Annotated in this window: 13 protein-coding genes; 5 read left to right on the forward strand and 8 right to left on the reverse strand. The window is 58.4% G+C overall.

The window, feature by feature from the left end:
* Positions 1 to 31: 31 nt before the first annotated feature.
* On the reverse strand, positions 32 to 556 hold the full coding sequence (locus tag MK208_RS05990) for a component of SufBCD complex (RefSeq protein WP_294115236.1): 525 nt from the start codon (positions 554 to 556) through the stop codon (positions 32 to 34).
* Between the two features lie 117 nt (positions 557 to 673).
* On the opposite strand from MK208_RS05990, the gene hemB reads away from it, so the two are divergent.
* The 3 genes from hemB to MK208_RS06005 all read left to right on the forward strand — a co-directional run bounded on the left by hemB (position 674) and on the right by MK208_RS06005 (position 3,195).
* Positions 674 to 1,675 carry a porphobilinogen synthase gene (gene hemB, locus MK208_RS05995; protein WP_294114901.1) on the forward strand — a complete coding sequence of 334 codons (1,002 nt, stop codon included), beginning with the start codon at positions 674 to 676 and terminating at the stop codon, positions 1,673 to 1,675.
* Positions 1,676 to 1,808: 133 nt separating this feature from the next.
* Complete coding sequence (locus tag MK208_RS06000; protein WP_294114903.1) at positions 1,809 to 2,369, forward strand: YSC84-related protein; 561 nt, start codon at positions 1,809 to 1,811, stop codon at positions 2,367 to 2,369.
* A 19-nt stretch (positions 2,370 to 2,388) separates the two neighbouring features.
* Positions 2,389 to 3,195, forward strand: coding sequence for a hypothetical protein (locus MK208_RS06005; protein ID WP_294114905.1), 807 nt, complete (start codon positions 2,389 to 2,391; stop codon positions 3,193 to 3,195).
* On the opposite strand, the gene MK208_RS06010 is transcribed toward MK208_RS06005, so the two are convergent.
* On the reverse strand, positions 3,170 to 4,042 hold the full coding sequence (locus MK208_RS06010; protein ID WP_294114907.1) for an NAD(P)-dependent oxidoreductase: 873 nt from the start codon (positions 4,040 to 4,042) through the stop codon (positions 3,170 to 3,172). The two genes, MK208_RS06005 and MK208_RS06010, sit on opposite strands and share 26 nt — an antisense overlap.
* Before the next feature lie 81 nt (positions 4,043 to 4,123).
* Between MK208_RS06010 and MK208_RS06015 the strand changes: the two genes are divergently transcribed.
* Positions 4,124 to 6,592, forward strand: coding sequence for a penicillin acylase family protein (locus MK208_RS06015; protein ID WP_294114909.1), 2,469 nt, complete (start codon positions 4,124 to 4,126; stop codon positions 6,590 to 6,592).
* Positions 6,593 to 6,597: 5 nt separating this feature from the next.
* Here MK208_RS06015 and hflX read toward each other — a convergent pair whose 3' ends face one another.
* The 4 genes from hflX to trkA all read right to left on the reverse strand — a co-directional run bounded on the left by hflX (position 6,598) and on the right by trkA (position 11,134).
* Positions 6,598 to 7,872 (reverse strand): GTPase HflX, encoded by a 1,275-nt coding sequence (gene hflX, locus MK208_RS06020; RefSeq protein WP_294114910.1) that lies wholly within the window; start codon positions 7,870 to 7,872, stop codon positions 6,598 to 6,600.
* On the reverse strand, positions 7,872 to 8,111 hold the full coding sequence (gene hfq / locus MK208_RS06025; protein WP_008204623.1) for an RNA chaperone Hfq: 240 nt from the start codon (positions 8,109 to 8,111) through the stop codon (positions 7,872 to 7,874). The genes hflX and hfq overlap by 1 nt, the downstream gene beginning before the upstream one ends.
* 122 nt (positions 8,112 to 8,233) lie before the next feature.
* Entirely contained in the window at positions 8,234 to 9,754 is a 1,521-nt protein-coding gene (locus MK208_RS06030) for a potassium transporter TrkG (protein WP_294114911.1), read from the reverse strand.
* A gap of 3 nt (positions 9,755 to 9,757) precedes the next feature.
* Positions 9,758 to 11,134, reverse strand: coding sequence for a Trk system potassium transporter TrkA (trkA, locus tag MK208_RS06035; RefSeq protein WP_294114913.1), 1,377 nt, complete (start codon positions 11,132 to 11,134; stop codon positions 9,758 to 9,760).
* A 605-nt stretch (positions 11,135 to 11,739) separates the two neighbouring features.
* On the opposite strand from trkA, the gene MK208_RS06040 reads away from it, so the two are divergent.
* Complete coding sequence (locus MK208_RS06040; RefSeq protein ID WP_294114915.1) at positions 11,740 to 12,183, forward strand: hypothetical protein; 444 nt, start codon at positions 11,740 to 11,742, stop codon at positions 12,181 to 12,183.
* 20 nt (positions 12,184 to 12,203) lie between these two features.
* Here MK208_RS06040 and MK208_RS06045 read toward each other — a convergent pair whose 3' ends face one another.
* Together MK208_RS06045 and MK208_RS06050 are read right to left on the reverse strand one after the other, a co-directional pair.
* Entirely contained in the window at positions 12,204 to 13,625 is a 1,422-nt protein-coding gene (locus MK208_RS06045) for a sigma-54 dependent transcriptional regulator (protein ID WP_294114917.1), read from the reverse strand.
* A complete protein-coding gene (locus MK208_RS06050; protein WP_294114918.1) occupies positions 13,622 to 15,805 on the reverse strand; it encodes a PAS domain-containing sensor histidine kinase in 2,184 nt (727 codons plus the stop codon). The genes MK208_RS06045 and MK208_RS06050 overlap by 4 nt, the downstream gene beginning before the upstream one ends.
* Positions 15,806 to 15,879: the final 74 nt, after the last annotated feature.

A 15,879-nucleotide genomic window follows, 5' to 3' on the forward strand; every position in this document is an offset into this window, starting at 1 on the left:
GTCCAGTTTTCAAGTTGTTACGCGGGCAAACTTAGCCAAGTGGCGAGATTTGGAAGTTCTGAAACATGCCCCAAAGCGAGGTCACAAAAATCGAGATCATGCCAATAAACTGCACCCAAAAGCGATGCCGCGCCAGCCGCTTTCGCAGCTCTTCTCCTGTGGGGCTGTCCGCGCGAATACGCCGCGCAACACGCACACTCAGCATGCTGACAATACTCATGGGAAACAGCAACAAAAACACCGCCTGTGCAAACTCCACGTTATAGGCAAACCCAACACCAGCAAGTCCGGTGAGAATGAAGAACGTGAAACCAATTAGGAAAAGCCCTGACACATCAATAATATGCAGCAAGCGATTGCTGTTGATCCGCACCAGATCCTGAAGGTCAATCTCCGCCTGTCCGCCTTTCCGCTTGGCCCGCAACACGGAATCCCATGGCACGCCCAGCACCCAATGGCTGGCCGAAGACCAAAAAACCGCAAGTGCAATCCAGAACCAGAGGTTGCTGAAGCTGCGCATATCGATGAGTTCAAAAAGTGTTTGGCTCAGGTCCAAAGTCTTCACTGCCCTTTAGAATTTCACCTCACATACCGCGCCCGTGCGGCAATTCCTAGCCTTGAGGTGCGCGAAAATCCGTGGCACCTCTGCTGTTGCAAATTTACGGAGCCTGCCATGACCCACACGCCAGCGCCTTTTCCCACGACTCGACTGCGCCGCACTCGACAATCGGCTGCTGTGCGCGGCCTTGTGCGCCAGAACACGCTGACCGTGGATGACCTGATCTGGCCAGTTTTTGTGCGCGATGGCGAAGGCGTGGAAGAGCCTATTCCCTCCATGCCGGGCGTGTTCCGCCGGTCCGTTGACAAGATTGTCGAGGCCGCCCGCGAAGCCGCGGATTTGGGCATCCCGGTGATTTGCCTGTTTCCCTACACTGATCCGGCATTAAAAACCGAAGACTGCTCAGAGGCCTGGAACCCGGACAACCTCTCCAACCGCGCCACCCGCGCAATCAAAGAAGCAGTGCCAGAGATCGCCGTGATGACCGATGTCGCGCTGGATCCATACAACATCAACGGTCACGACGGCTTTTTGGTGGACGGCGAGATCGTCAATGATGCCACCGTTGAGGCACTGGTAAAACAGGCGTTGTCCCAAGCCGAAGCTGGTGCGGACATCATTGGACCTTCGGACATGATGGACAACCGCATCGGCGCCATCCGCGCTGCGCTGGAGGCCAACGGTTTTCAGAACGTCATGCTGATGAGCTACGCCGCCAAATACGCCAGTGCGTTTTATGGCCCGTTCCGCGATGCGGTTGGCGCCTCCGGCGCGCTCAAAGGAGACAAAACCACCTATCAAATGGACCCGGCCAACGCGGATGAAGCTCTGCGCCTTGTGGCGCGCGACCTCTCGGAAGGCGCCGACATGGTGATGGTCAAACCCGGCATGCCTTATTTGGACATCTGCCGAAATGTGAAAGACGAGTTTGGCGTGCCCACCTTTGCGTATCAGGTCTCCGGCGAATATGCGATGATCACTGGCGCGGCCCAAAACGGCTGGATCGACGGCGACAAAGCCATGTTGGAAAGCCTGATGGCGTTCAAACGTGCCGGCTGCGACGGTATCCTGACCTATTTTGCACCGGCTGTGGCTCGCAAACTGGCGGAAAAGTAGCCAAGAACCACACAAAATATAGTGATCCGGCGCAGTTTTCGTGACATCGAAGTCTGCGCCATCTATAATGATGCCAAACCGGATCACAGAAACCGGTGGCATGAGCAGAACCAAAACATATGGGCAAAAGACCATGAACACTCTCACACGACGCGGCTTTGCGCTGAGCGGACTTGCAGCGGCAGGCATGACCGCAGCTTGCGGAAACGGCGTAGGCTCCAACGCCTCCAGCGAGATCGACGCGCGCGTTGATACCACGCTGGACTATCTCTTCACCGAATACCCAAACACACTGGATCTGAAGGCGAAATCCACCGGCATTTTGACAATGCCGCTGATCACCGAGGCGGGTTTTGGCTTTGGCGGCGGCTACGGCCGTGGCGCCCTGCGCATCGACGATGTGACCGTTGACTACTACTCTGCCACCAAAGGCAGCGTTGGTCTGCAAATCGGGGCACAACAACACGCCCATGTGCTTTTCTTTATGACCGAAGGTGCGCTCACCGAGTTCCGCAGCTCCACCGGCTGGGCGGCCGGAGCCGGAGTGCAATATGTGGTCGCCAACGAAGGCGCCAATATTTCTGCGGAAACCACCAACTTGCTAGCTCCGGTGATCGCGGTGATCTTTGGTCAGGCGGGTCTCAAAGTCGGCGCCACGCTCGAAGGCATCAAATACACACGCATTATCCCGTAAGTCTCTGACTTCACTGGATATGCAGTGCCTCAAAGACATTCCTTACATCGAGCGCGACGGACAAACCCTCGCGCTCGATTTGTTTCTGCCAGACAGTACACCACCATCTGGCTTAATGATGTTTGCCAATGGCGGTGGTTTTATGAAAGGCGACCGTGTTGGGCCGCCGGCTGAAAAACTGGCTCGTCGGCTGACCAATCTTGGGGTGGCCATGGCGTCAATCAGCTATCGCTTGAATGCCGAGGACACGGACCTGCCGGTTCCGATCAGACGCCAGGTCTACGCCAATCGGCGCCGCGCCAAAGACGACGGCATCACACTACAGCACAATCTGATGGGTCCTCGGTTTGAAGCCGCGCGCCAAGACGTCGGTGCCGCGTTCGAGTTTCTACGAAGAGACCAATGCCCAACAAATTTCAATGCGCTGCCCATAGGTCTCATCGGCATCTCGGCCGGCGGTATGGTTGGCCTATCCTTGGTGTTTCCCAGCGACAACCTGCCAAGTTATGAAAAGCCCGCCTGCGTGATCGCCCTCGGTGCCGCCTTACAACATCCTTGGGCACTGACGGAAAACGCAGCTCCATGCCTCATGCTGCACAGTTGCGAGGACCGCATTGTACCAACCAAGAATTGCGAAGTACTGGCACCGCTCATCGCGCAAGCGAATGCCCCGATCGACATTCAAATCTGCGAGAAGAAAGGCCACAACGCGCCGGTGCATGCGTTGTTTGATGGCGGCGCCCCAAACGGGACGCCCTATTGGCAAATGGCGCTTGATCTTATGCGCCAAGCAGGTGTGCTTAGCCCATCGCGCGCAGGCGCTTGATCAGGCTCGACGTATCCCAACGCCCACCGCCTTGCTTCTGCACATCTTTGTAGAACTGATCCACCAGCGCGGTGACAGGCAGGCTCGCGCCCACCTCATCCGCGGTCGACAGACAAATCCCAAGGTCTTTGCGCATCCAGTCCACGGCAAACCCGTGCTCAAACTCATCGTCGATCATGGTCTCATAGCGGTTCTGCATCTGCCAACTGCCCGCAGCGCCACCGGCGATCACCTCGACAACTGCCCGGCCATCCAACCCGGCTTTCTCGGCAAAATGCAGCCCTTCTGACAGGCCCTGCACCAAGCCAGCGATACAAATCTGGTTCACCATTTTGGTCAACTGCCCGGCGCCGCTCCCGCCCAAACGCTTGATGGAGCGTCCATAGGCCTGCATCACCGGCTCCGCTGCGGCATAACTCGCTTCATCCCCGCCGCACATGATCGACAAAACGCCATTCTCGGCCCCGGCTTGTCCGCCAGACACAGGCGCATCCACAAAAGCGATGCCTTGCGCCTTACCCGCGTCATACAGCTCTGCCGTTACCTTGGCGGACACCGTGGTGTGATCGACAAAGATCGTGTCCGCCACCATGCCTTCAAACGCGCCATTCTCGCCGATGCAGACCTGCCGCAGGTCATCGTCATTGCCAACACAGCACATCACAAAATCCGCGCCCTGCACGGCCTCTTTTGGCGTCGCACCAAACGCCCCGCCGTGCTCCTGCGCCCAGGCTTCTGCCTTGGCAGTTGTGCGATTGAAAACAGTCACTTCGTGACCGGCCTTCACCAAATGGCCAGCCATCGGATAGCCCATTACACCCAGACCCAAAAAGGCAACTTTTGCCATCGTCTTTTCCCCAACTGTCTATTGTCGTAATACTTGTCTCGCCTGCGCAGGCAGAAGGCAAGAACAAACAAGGGCAGCCCCATGACCACATTCTTTCAATGGCTTTTGCGGATCGCGAGCGGCCTGGTGATTCTATGTGTGCTGGGCGTCCTGCTGGTCTATTTCCTCGCCTCGCGCAGCCTGCCGACATACGATAAATCCCTGACCGTCACGGGCATTGCGCAACCCGTCGAGATTGTGCGCAACAACGCCAACGTGCCCCACATCTTTGGCCAGTCCGACGACGATGTGTTCTTTGGCCTTGGCTATGCCCACGCCCAAGACCGTCTATGGCAAATGCTCACCATGCGCCGCACGGTTCAGGGCCGTCTGTCCGAGGTCTTTGGCCCGCGCACATTGGACATCGACAAACTTATGCGCCGCTTTGATCTGGCAGGCGCCGCCCGCCAATCCGCCTTGGTGCAAGACGATGAAACCCTCGCCGCGTTGGAGGCCTACGCCCGTGGCGTCAACGCGCGCATCAACGAGGTGAACACCGAGGCCCTGGGTCGCGGCGCGCCGGAACTCTTCCTGTTCAAACAAAGCTTTGCCCCGTGGCAACCGGCCGACTCCATTGCTTTGCAAAAACTCATGGCGCTGCAGCTCACCGGGCATATGCAGTTCGAAGTCCTGCGCGCCCGCACCTCTCTGGCTTTGCCGGATCAAGCGCGCCTTGTCGACATTCTGCCTGACGCGCCCGGTACAGGCGTGGCTGCTCTGCCCGAATACGCCAGCCTTGTTCCCAACACGCCAAGCTTTGCCAAAAGCACGCCACTGCCCGAGCATCCGCTTTCGCCCTTCGCTTTGCCAAGTCTCTCCGGCGCGTCCAATGCCTGGGCTGCCGCGCCCAACCGCAGCGCCTCTGGCGGCACCCTGCTCGCCAACGACCCGCATCTTGGCCTGTCCGCGCCTGCCATCTGGTATCTCGCGCGCTTGGAGCTGTCCTCCGGCGGCGTGATCGGGGCGACCATTCCGGGCATCCCAGTGGTACTGGCCGGACGCAGCAATGACCTCGGATGGGGCGTCACCGCCGCATATGTCGACGATCAGGACGTGATGATAGAGGAACTGGACCCGTCCAACTCTGAATTCTATCGCACGCCCCACGGCTTCAAACCCTTTGTGACCCGCAAATCGATCATCACCATCAAAGACGCGGATCCGGTCACACTCACCCTGCGCTGGACCGAAAACGGCCCCGTCCTGCCAGGCTCCGACTTCAACCTTGGCACCATCACGCCCCCCGGCCACGTCGCGGCGCTCCAATGGACCGCGCTCAGCCCGCGCGACACCTCCACCAGCGCGCTGATGGCTCTGATGTTTGCCAAATCCGTCGAGGATGGGATGGAAGCCACCGAAGGCCACATTGCCCCGGGCCTCACATTGACGCTGGCAGACCGCGAGAACATCGGCATGAAGCTGATAGGTGCATTGCCCAAACGCGCCATCAACCACCAAAGCCAGGGCCGTTTGCCCGCGCTTGGCTGGCGCGCGGAAAACCGCTGGCAAGGCACCTTTGATGCCTCCGCCAATCCGTCCTTTATCGAGCCCGTTGGCGGCATCGTCGGCAACACCAACAACAAAGTGGTCGAGCGGCCCTTCCCGGCTCACATCTCTCACGTTTGGGGCGACAGCCAACGCATTCAACGCTGGACCCGCCTGATGCAATCCCGCCGCGTGCACACCCGCGACAGCTTCATCGAGGCACAACTCGACACCGTCAGCTTCTCTGCCCGCGCCCTGCTCCCGCTCATTGGGGCAGATCTGTGGTTCACTGGCGAAGCCGCGCCCGAAGGCTCCCGCGAACGCCAACGGCAGCGCGCCCTAACCCTGCTCTCCGAGTGGAACGGCGAGATGAACGAGCATATGCCGGAGCCGCTGATATACGCCGCCTGGACCCGTGCTTTGCAAGAGCGACTGATCCGCGACGATCTTGGCCCCCTGGCCGATGAATTCACCCATGTAGAGCCGCTCTTCATCGAACGTGTGTTCCGCAATGTGGGCGGCGCAGCAGCGTGGTGCGACGTACGCCAAAGCGCGCCCAAAGAAACCTGCGCCGACATGGCACGCCTCGCGCTGGATGACGCGCTTATCGCCATCGAGGAACGCTACGGTCAACAGCTTGAGGCGCTGCGCTGGGGCGACGTGCACCAAGCCACCCATGATCATCAAGTCCTTGGCAAAGTGCCGGTCCTGCGCTTCTTTGTGAACATCCGCCAATCCACATCTGGCGGCGACAACACGCTTCAGCGCGGTAAAACCTCCGGCACCGGCGACAACCCATTCCTGAACGTGCATGCAGCGGGCTATCGCGGAGTCTATGACTTCGCCGACCCCGACAGCTCGGTCTTCATCATCTCCACCGGACAATCCGGCCACTTCCTGTCACGCTTCTACGATGACATGGCGCAACTCTGGCGACGCGGCGAATATATCCCGATGTCCTTGGACGAAGAACTGGCCCGCGCCGCCGCAGTGGGCGTCACAACCCTCACGCCCCGCGCGCAATAAAGGGCCTAAAGCCCCTCAAACTGCGCGCGTTGCTTTGGCGACCACAGGACGGTGATTTCAAAGCCGTCCTCGGTCTGCTCTTCGCTTTCGACAACGCCTTTTTTGAACAGCCACGCCCGGCCTTTGCCTTGTGCAAACGGCAGGGTGAGCACTTCGCGTGTCTTTTCTCCAGACAATGCCTGTGCAATGGCGGCAAACATCTCGTCCAGCCCCTGCCCGCTCACCGCAGACACGGCAAAGATCGCCTCCTCGCGCTCAGCTTTGGCAACCACCGCATCCCGCTCATCCGCGCTCAGCAGGTCAATCTTGTTCCAGACCTCAATCTGTGGCGTGTCCTCGCTCAGCCCCAGCTCTTCCAAAATGGTTGTCACATCTTCGGCCTGATGCTGGCTTTCCGGATGCGCAATGTCGCGCACATGTAGCACCAAATCCGCTGCCAAAACCTCTTCCAAGGTTGCGCGGAAAGCCGCCACCAGCTGCGTCGGTAGATCACTGATGAAGCCCACCGTGTCCGACAGGATCACTTCCGGCCCATTGTTGGGCAACTCCACCGCACGCATGGTCGGATCCAATGTGGCAAAAAGCATGTCCTTCGCCATCACATCCGCGCCGGTTACCCGATTGAAAAGCGTGGACTTTCCGGCGTTGGTATACCCCACCAGAGCCACAATCGGGAACGGCACCTTGGCGCGCGCTTTACGGTGCAATTCGCGGGTTTTCACGACCTTGGACAACTGCCGCCGCAACCGCACCAACTGGTCATCAATCGCCCGCCGGTCAGCCTCAATCTGGGTTTCTCCAGGACCACCCACAAACCCAAGTCCGCCGCGCTGACGTTCCAAGTGGGTCCAGGCCCTTACCAATCGAGTACGTTGATAAGACAGCGCCGCCATCTCGACCTGCAACACGCCTTCGCGCGTGCGGGCCCGATCCGAGAAGATCTCCAAAATCAACCCGGTCCGGTCCAGAAGTTTGACCTTCCATTCCTTCTCAAGGTTGCGCTGCTGTACCGGCGTCACCGGCCCATCAATCAGGACCAGCTCCACTTCATTGGCTTTAAAAAGCGCCTTCAGCTCTTCGATTTTACCAGAGCCAAAAAGCTTGCCTGGCTGCGCCCGTGGCAAGCGCACCACGTTTGAGCCAACAACCTCAAGCTCCGGCAACGCCGCCGCAAGCGAAATGGCCTCTTCCAAAGCGAAAGAGGCCTCGCGCCGCACATCGGCGCCAGTGATATCGGGATGCAGGACCCAAGCGCGGGTCACCTGCGTGTCATGCTCCATCAAGAGGCGTCTTCACCCTCGTAAAGAGAAATCGGCTGCGCCGGCATGATTGTCGAGATCGCGTGTTTGTACACCAGTTGGCTCTGACCATCGCGGCGCAACAACACACAAAAATTGTCAAACCAGGTGATCACACCCTGCAATTTTACGCCATTGATCAGGAAAATGGTTACCGGAACTTTGGTTTTCCGGACGTGATTTAAAAATGCGTCTTGGAGATTCTGTCGATCCGAAGCCATGTCGCGCTTGCCTTTGTTCTTGTTTGTGCATCGGGTAGTCGTGCGCGGCGAGTATGGAACGTGGATTTATGACTTACCAGCCTAAATTGTTAAGTTTTTGGTCAGGCCCAACGTCAACCGCATCATTTCTGCCACAAATCCGGTGAAATCAATGCGATGATAGCCAAGGCCTCCAACCTGCCGAAGGTCATAGCTGCACATAAAATAAGCTTTTCTGCGACGCCAAGCGACGAAATCGCAATTGGAAACTCTCCGGCGATTTGCGTCAGTGGCCCAGCCGTGGTCAGCGCCGCAATTGCCAGAATAGTCGCCTCCTGAAAGTCATTTCCAAGCAGCGCCAGCGCAATGGTCACTGTCGCAATCGACAGCGCAAACAGCATAAAAAACACCCAGGCAATCACCGCGCCCTTGCGGCGGATCTGCCGCGCCCCGGTTCTGCGCCGCCCCAACACCACATTGGGATGCACCAGGCGCTCCATTTCTCCAAGCCCCTGCACATAGAGCGCATAGACCCGCAACAGCTTCACACCACCCGCCGTGGTGGCCACACCGCCGCCAACCATCGCCAAAGCCATCAGGATCAGACCAGGGGCGGACAGCCCGCTCCATTCGCGCGCCACCTCCCACTCACCACTCTGAAATCCAGTGGTTGTCAGGAAACTCATCACCGTGAAAATCCCGCCCCAGGCCGCCTTCAAAGCCGCCGCCGGATCTTGCAACGCATCATCTTCAAACGCGCCCACCCAATGGCGCATAAATAGCGCTGTCGGGACCACAGCCACGATCAGAAAACCCATGCGCAACTCCGGGTCTTCCCAAAGGTTGCTGCGCCGCACAGAACCCGTATCCGAGCTAAATGTCCCGCGCGACAAGGCAAACAGCAAAAACAGAAAGATCACCATCTCGCCCGAAACGCCACTGACGCTGGACCCTACACCGCCCACCGCCGAAATACCGCTGGTCGACATGGTGGCCATAGCGTGCATTGTAGCCACAAACGGTCTGTCCCCCAGAATGATCAGCATTACGGCCAAGGCAAATGTCAGCCCAGCGTAGATCGGCACCAACCCCTGCGCCGCTTTGCTCCAGCGTTTCATCGGATGCGCGCGCTGCATATGGCCAAGACTGCTGCTCACCTGCCCCGGCTCCCCCACAGCGGTCACTTCAAACCCCCCGAGGCTCAACGGCGCCAAAACCGCCGCCGCCGCAATCCACATCAACAGACCACCCAGCCAGCCCACCATGCCACGCCAAAGATGCAGCGGATCGACCAGCATACTCGCCGGCTCGTAAATCGTCATACCCGTGGTTGTCAGGCTGCTGACCATCTCGAAATAAACATCCAGAAACGGCACCACATCCAGCGCTTCATACATCGGCCAAGCCAGCACAGCCGGAAGCAGCGTGATTGCAAAAAACAGAGCTTTCAGATTGTCAGACGTCCGCGCCTGTCGCTTGGTACCATGCGTGGCAATCGCAATCAAAACGCAGGCAAAAAGCACCAGAATGCCGCCGTAAAAGAACATGCGGGCGATAAAGTGCTGATCCTGATACACGGCCAAAACCGCAGGCACCAACATCATGGCCCCTGAGAACAGAACCATCTGCACAAACAGTGGAATTTGAGACAGGCCCAATCTCATGGCTTAGAAAAAGTCGATGGAGACCTGCAACAGCCGCTCCACCTCTGGCACGTCTGAGGTCAGGGAAAACAGCACAATCACGTTGCCTTCATCAATGCGCGTCCCGCCCTTCGGTTTCACGACTTCGGAGCCTTTCAAGATGGCGCCAATCAATACGCCTTCCGGAAATTCAATGTCCCGCACCATCTGGCCCGCAATAGGTGACGTCGAAAGCACCTCTGCTTCAATAATCTCTGCCTCGGTATCCCCCACCGAATAAACGTCTTTCACCCGTCCGTGCCGAATGTGACGCAAGATAGAACTCACCGTCGTGGCCCGAGGATTGATAAAGGCGTCAATCTCCAAAGGTGTCATCAACGGCGCGAGCGTCGGATCGTTGATCAGGGCAATCGCCAGCGGACAGCCGGCAGATTTGGACCGTACCGAAGCCAGCATATTGGTCTTATCGTCATCTGTCACAGCGAGAACCGCATCCGCGCGATCCACCCCTGCTTCCGCCAGCAACGCCACATCCATACCGTCCCCATTGAGAACAATGGTCCGCTCCAGCGCTTCGGCGGCCCGTTCTGCCACCTTTCTGTCGCGCTCAATGATCTTGGTCCGCACCCGCGAGGCGCTGGCCTCTAGCCGCTGCGCCACCATCAGACCGACGTTGCCGCCGCCAACGATCACCGCGCGCTCCTGCTTTTTCTGCTGTTTTCCAAATACTTCCATGGTTCGATTGACGTCTTCGGCCAAAGTGAACACGTATATATCGTCGCCAACAAAAAGCTGATCTCCGGGGTCCGGCGCAATCAGGGTCCCGCCACGACGCACGCCCACGACCACCGCGCTCAATGTTGAAAACAGATCCGTCAACTGTCGCAAGGGCGTGTTCACCACCGGACAATCTTCGTCCAGTGTCAGGCCCAACATCTGCACCTTACCGCCCAAGAAGGTTTCCGCGTCAAAGGCGCGCGGTGTGGCCAAACGTTTCAACGCCGCATCCGCCACCTCGCGCTCTGGTGAAATCACCACATCAATCGGCATGTGATCGCGTCGATACAGATCGGAATACAGCACATCCAGATAGGACTGGCTCCGCAGGCGCGCAATTTTTCGTGGCACAGAGAACACCGAGTGCGCGACCTGACATGTCACCATATTGACCTCGTCAGAATACGTCGCGGCAATCACCATATCCGCATCCCGCGCCCCGGCTCGGTCAAGCACATCAGGATAACTCGCGAACCCGGAAATGCCCTGCACATCCAATGTATCCGTTGCACGGCGCACCAGCTCCGGGTTGTTATCGACAACGGTAACGTCATTGTTTTCTCCGGACAAATGGCGTGCAATCTGCCACCCAACCTGACCGGCTCCGCAAATAATGACCTTCATGTGCTTCCCTCTAGGGTTTCGGCCCTCAGGCATGCCAGAACCCGCCTATCAGGTCAATTGCAACCGTTGACCCTTCTGAGCATTCGCGCTTTATTGGAATGGAATCAGAGGGTTCCAAGATGTTCAGATCTACAATGAGTCTGTGCCTGGTCGCCGCGCTGATCGCCGGTTGTAGCAGCACAAGCTATCAAAGCTTCGCCAAGTCCGGGGTCTCACGCAACAGGATGCAACAAGATGCAACTGCGTGTCAGGTCGAGGCAAACCGTCTCTTTCCGGCAGCAAACTTTACCACAACCATCAACAATGGTTGGGGATACGGAGGCTGGGCTGGGTATCACGGCCGTGGTGGTTACTGGGGCGGTGCGACAGTTGAGTCGCGCGATGTGAATGCATCCATGCGTTCTGAGCACCGAACCGATTGCATGCGCGTTATGGGGTATGTTCCGGTCATCCACCCAGTTTGTACAGACGATCAGCTCGCAGGCCGGAATTTCGCCGCCGTTTCAGGAGCTCCAGCGCCTGCGCCGAATCTCTGTGCCGTGCGTAGCAACAACACACGGGTTCTGGTGGACCTGAGCAAGCCGCTTTAGGAAAGGGTTGCCGACATGCATCGCTTGATCACATTTGGAACGAGCCTGTCACTTGTCTTGAGCCTGGCCGCCTGTACCGAGTTCAGCACCATGTATCAGGTTGGCAAAACCAAAACCGAACACAATGTTGACCAGGCACAGTGTAATCGGCAAGCAGCGGATCGGTTCCCGCCGCGCATCGTCACCGACTGGTGGCCAATTTATAACGCGGAAGGCCGCGTCGTTGGCCAGCGCCCCGAAAGCTACGACATCAACGAGGGGCCGCGCTATACTGAGGTGCGCAATTGTATGAACGCGCGCGGGTATCAGCGTGTGACTATCCCTTACTGTACGGACGAACAGTTGGCTGGTCGCTCCTTTGCGCCGCTCACTGTGGCGCCCACGCTAACCCCAAACATCTGCGGCCTGCGTAAGCAAGGTGGCGGCCGCGTGATCATCGATCTCAACAAGCCGCTGTAAGCAAAATGCAGAGGCTGGGCTTACCCAGCCTCTCGCGCTTCCTCTTCTTCACCAGTCACATGCGCCACACGTGTGCCTGCCTTGTTGGAGGTCACCACACCCAAAGACTTCAGCTTGCGGTGCAGTGCGCTGCGCTCCATGCCAACAAAGCTGGCAGTGCGGCTGATATTGCCGCCAAACCGGTTTATCTGCGTCAGCAGGTACTCCCGCTCAAAGGCTTCCCGCGCCTCGCGCAATGGCAAGGTCGCCAACGCACCGGACAGCACGACTCGCCCTTCTTCCGCTGGCGCATCGCTTTCCCCCGGCAACTCTCGGCACTCAATCGGCCCTTGCCCGTCACCTAGGATCAGCACCCGCTCAATCAAGTTCTTCAACTGACGCACATTGCCCGGCCACACCATGGTCTGCATCAACGCCGCCGCATCCGCGCTCAGCTCACGCAGCGGCAAACCCTGCGCATCATTCAGCTGCGCAAGGAAATAGGCCGCCAGGGCTGGAATATCCTCCCGCCGCTCTTCCAAAGACGGCACCGAGATCGGCACCACATTCAACCGGTGATACAACTCTTCCCGGAAAGTCCCCGCGTCAATCGCTTGTTTTAGGTTGCGGTTTGTCGAGGAAATCACCCGCAAATCAACCCGCACTTTCTTTGCGCCGCCCACACGGGTAAACTGCTGATCCACCAGCACCCGCAGGATTTTGCTCTGCGCTGCCAGCGGCATATCCGCCACTTCGTCAAAGTAGATCACGCCGCCGTTGGCCTGCTCCAACAGACCGGTCTCAACACCGCGCTCCGCGCTCTCGCGACCAAACAGGATCTCCTCCACCCGATCCGGGTCCATGCCGGCGCAAGACACCGTGACAAACGCCGCTCCCGCTCGGTTGGAATTCGCGTGAATGTAGCGCGCCGCCACATCCTTCCCGACTCCCGCCGGACCGGTCAGCATCACCCGTCCGTTGGAACGCGTGACCTTGTCCAACTGCGAAATCATGCCCCGGAAAGCGGCACTCTCGCCGATCAGCTCCGCTGGCTTGCTGTCCTGCCGCTTCAGCTCTGTGTTCTCACGGCGCAGGCGGCTGGTCTCCATCGCGCGTTTGATCACCACCAAAAGCTGGTCAATGTTGAACGGCTTCTCGATGAAATCATAAGCGCCCTGTTTGATCGCCGCGACCGCAATCTCAATGTTGCCATGCCCCGAGATGATCACCACCGGCACTTCCGGATAGTCGTTTTTCACTGCCTTTAGGATGTCTATGCCATCCATATTGCTGTCTTTGAGCCAGATATCGAGGATCATCAACGCCGGTTGCGCGCTGGTCACCTCCGCCATGGCGTCATCCGAGTTGCCCGCAAGCCGGGTGGTGTAGCCTTCGTCCTTCAAAATATCCGAAATCAACTCCCGGATATCGCGTTCGTCATCTACGATCAGGATGTCACTCATAATACTCGCTCGCTCTCTTTGGATTCCCTCACAGCCACAGCCTGCTGAGTCAGCGGCAGCCGAACTTCGGCCATCGCACCTGCGTGGGAATTGTTGTCAAACACCGGCGCATCCAGCAGCGCGAGCTGCCCTCCGTGTTCTTCGATGATCTTTTTCACAATCGGGAGACCAAGCCCCGTGCCCTTGTCCCGCGTGGTGACATAAGGCTCAAACAACCGCGCGCGGTCCTCCGGCAGACCAATGCCGTTGTCCGCAATCCGCACCACCGCTTGATCCACGTCCCGGACCAAACTCACATGTATTTCCGGCACAAACCCGTCAGGTACACCTTTTTCTTGCAAGGTTTCAATGGCTTCTCCAGCGTTCTTGATCAAATTGGTCAAGGCCTGAGAAATCATCGTCGCATCCAGATCCGCCGCCATCGGCCCTTTGCAAATGTCCCGTTCAAACCGCACCTCTGGCTGCCCTGCCTCTTGCAAAAGCACGGCACCAGACACCAGTTCCACCACCTCAACCGACTTATGCTCCGGCTCAGGCATCCGCGCAAATTTGGAAAACTCATCCACAATCCGACGCAGGTCGTTGGTTTGGCGTACAATGACCTCGGTCATCTGCTCAAGCTGATCGCTCTCTTCGCCCACCTTGCTGGCAAATTTGCGCCGAATGCGCTCCGCACTCAGCTGGATGGGCGTCAGCGGGTTTTTGATCTCGTGCGCAATCCGACGCGCCACATCGCCCCAGGCCGCCATGCGCTGCGCCGTCACAAGGTCGGTCACATCGTCAAACGCCACCACATAGCCCTCAAGCGAGCCATCATCGCGCCGCCGGGTCGACATGCGCACCAAAAGGTTTTCCAACCGGCCAGACCGGCTGACCTTCACCTCTTCCTGCGCCACTTCTTTACCGCTGGATTGCAACTCTTCCAGCAAAGGTCCAAACTCCGGCACCGCCAGCGTCAGCGGCATCTCTTGCCGATCTTCGTCCCAATCCAACAGGCGCTGGGCGGAACGGTTCACAAAGGCCACCTTGCCTTCGCTGTCTAGCCCCACAACGCCAGAGGTCACGGAGCTCAACACCGAGTCAAACATCCGCCGCCGCCGATCAATCTGCCGGGTGTTGTCCAACAACGTCTCGCGCTGCGCTTTCAACTGCCGCGTCATCTGGTTGAAGTACCGGCTCAGCATGGCGATTTCGTCGTCGCCATCCTCTTCGATAACCCGCACGTCTAGATCACCAGCACCCACGCGCTGCGCCGCGCCGGTCAACCGACCCACTGGCCGCGACAACCGTTCCGCAAACCACATGCCCATCCAGATCGCCGCCAAAACAAGGATCAGCGCAAAACCCAAATAGATCATGCCAAACTCAAACAGCCGCTGTCCGCGCTCGCTTTCCAGCTGCGAATACAGCCGGGCACTGGCCTGCGTGTCGTCTAGAAGCTGGAAGATCTCAGCATCCACCTCGCGGCTAATATACAGGAACCGGTCCAGGAACGCGTCCAGCCGCACCAGCGCCCGCATCTCGTTGTTATCCAAATCGCGAATGATCACCGAGCCTTCGTCAATCGCCACCTGCATGTCCGCCTCAGAGGGCTTCTCATAATCAAACAGGTAGGACCGTTCGCCGCGCGCCTGAATCTCACCGGCACTGTCGATCACAAAGGCTTCTTTCAGACCGCGCTGAATTTGCACCTGACCAGAGGCCAGCAACACGCGCACTTCTCCGGCATCCAAACCAAAGCTGCGCCGCTTGTTCTCGTTGAGGAAGTCCGCCAGCAACCCGGCGTCTTCTTCCAGCCCTTCGATGTGTTCCTGCTCATAGGCCTGCGCCGCCGACAGGGAATTGCCAACAACCTGCCTCACCCGCTCACTGAACCAGCCTTCAAGACCGATGTTCAGCGTCAATCCAGCAAACACCGCCACGGTCACCGCCGGCACCAACGCCAGGAGTGCAAAGGCCCCTGTCAGCCGCAAATGCAACCGTGAACCAACCGATTTTGCCCGTCGCGAAGCAATGGCCCGCATGACGTTTTGCAACACCAAAGTTGCCACCACGAGCACATAGACAAGATCAGCTAAAAGAATCGCCCGCAGGCCGTTGGAAGACGCGCCAAGGTCAAACGGACCCAACACAAGGAAGGTCGCAAGCGCCAGTACCGGCCCCAGCACCACCAACCCCAAAGTTGCGGCATTCTGGACACGCCTCTGCCTGCGAAGACGCTGAAAACGCGCCCAATGACTGGTCACTGTCCGGC

The organism is Shimia sp., assembly GCF_022448905.1.
Classification (GTDB): domain Bacteria; phylum Pseudomonadota; class Alphaproteobacteria; order Rhodobacterales; family Rhodobacteraceae; genus Shimia.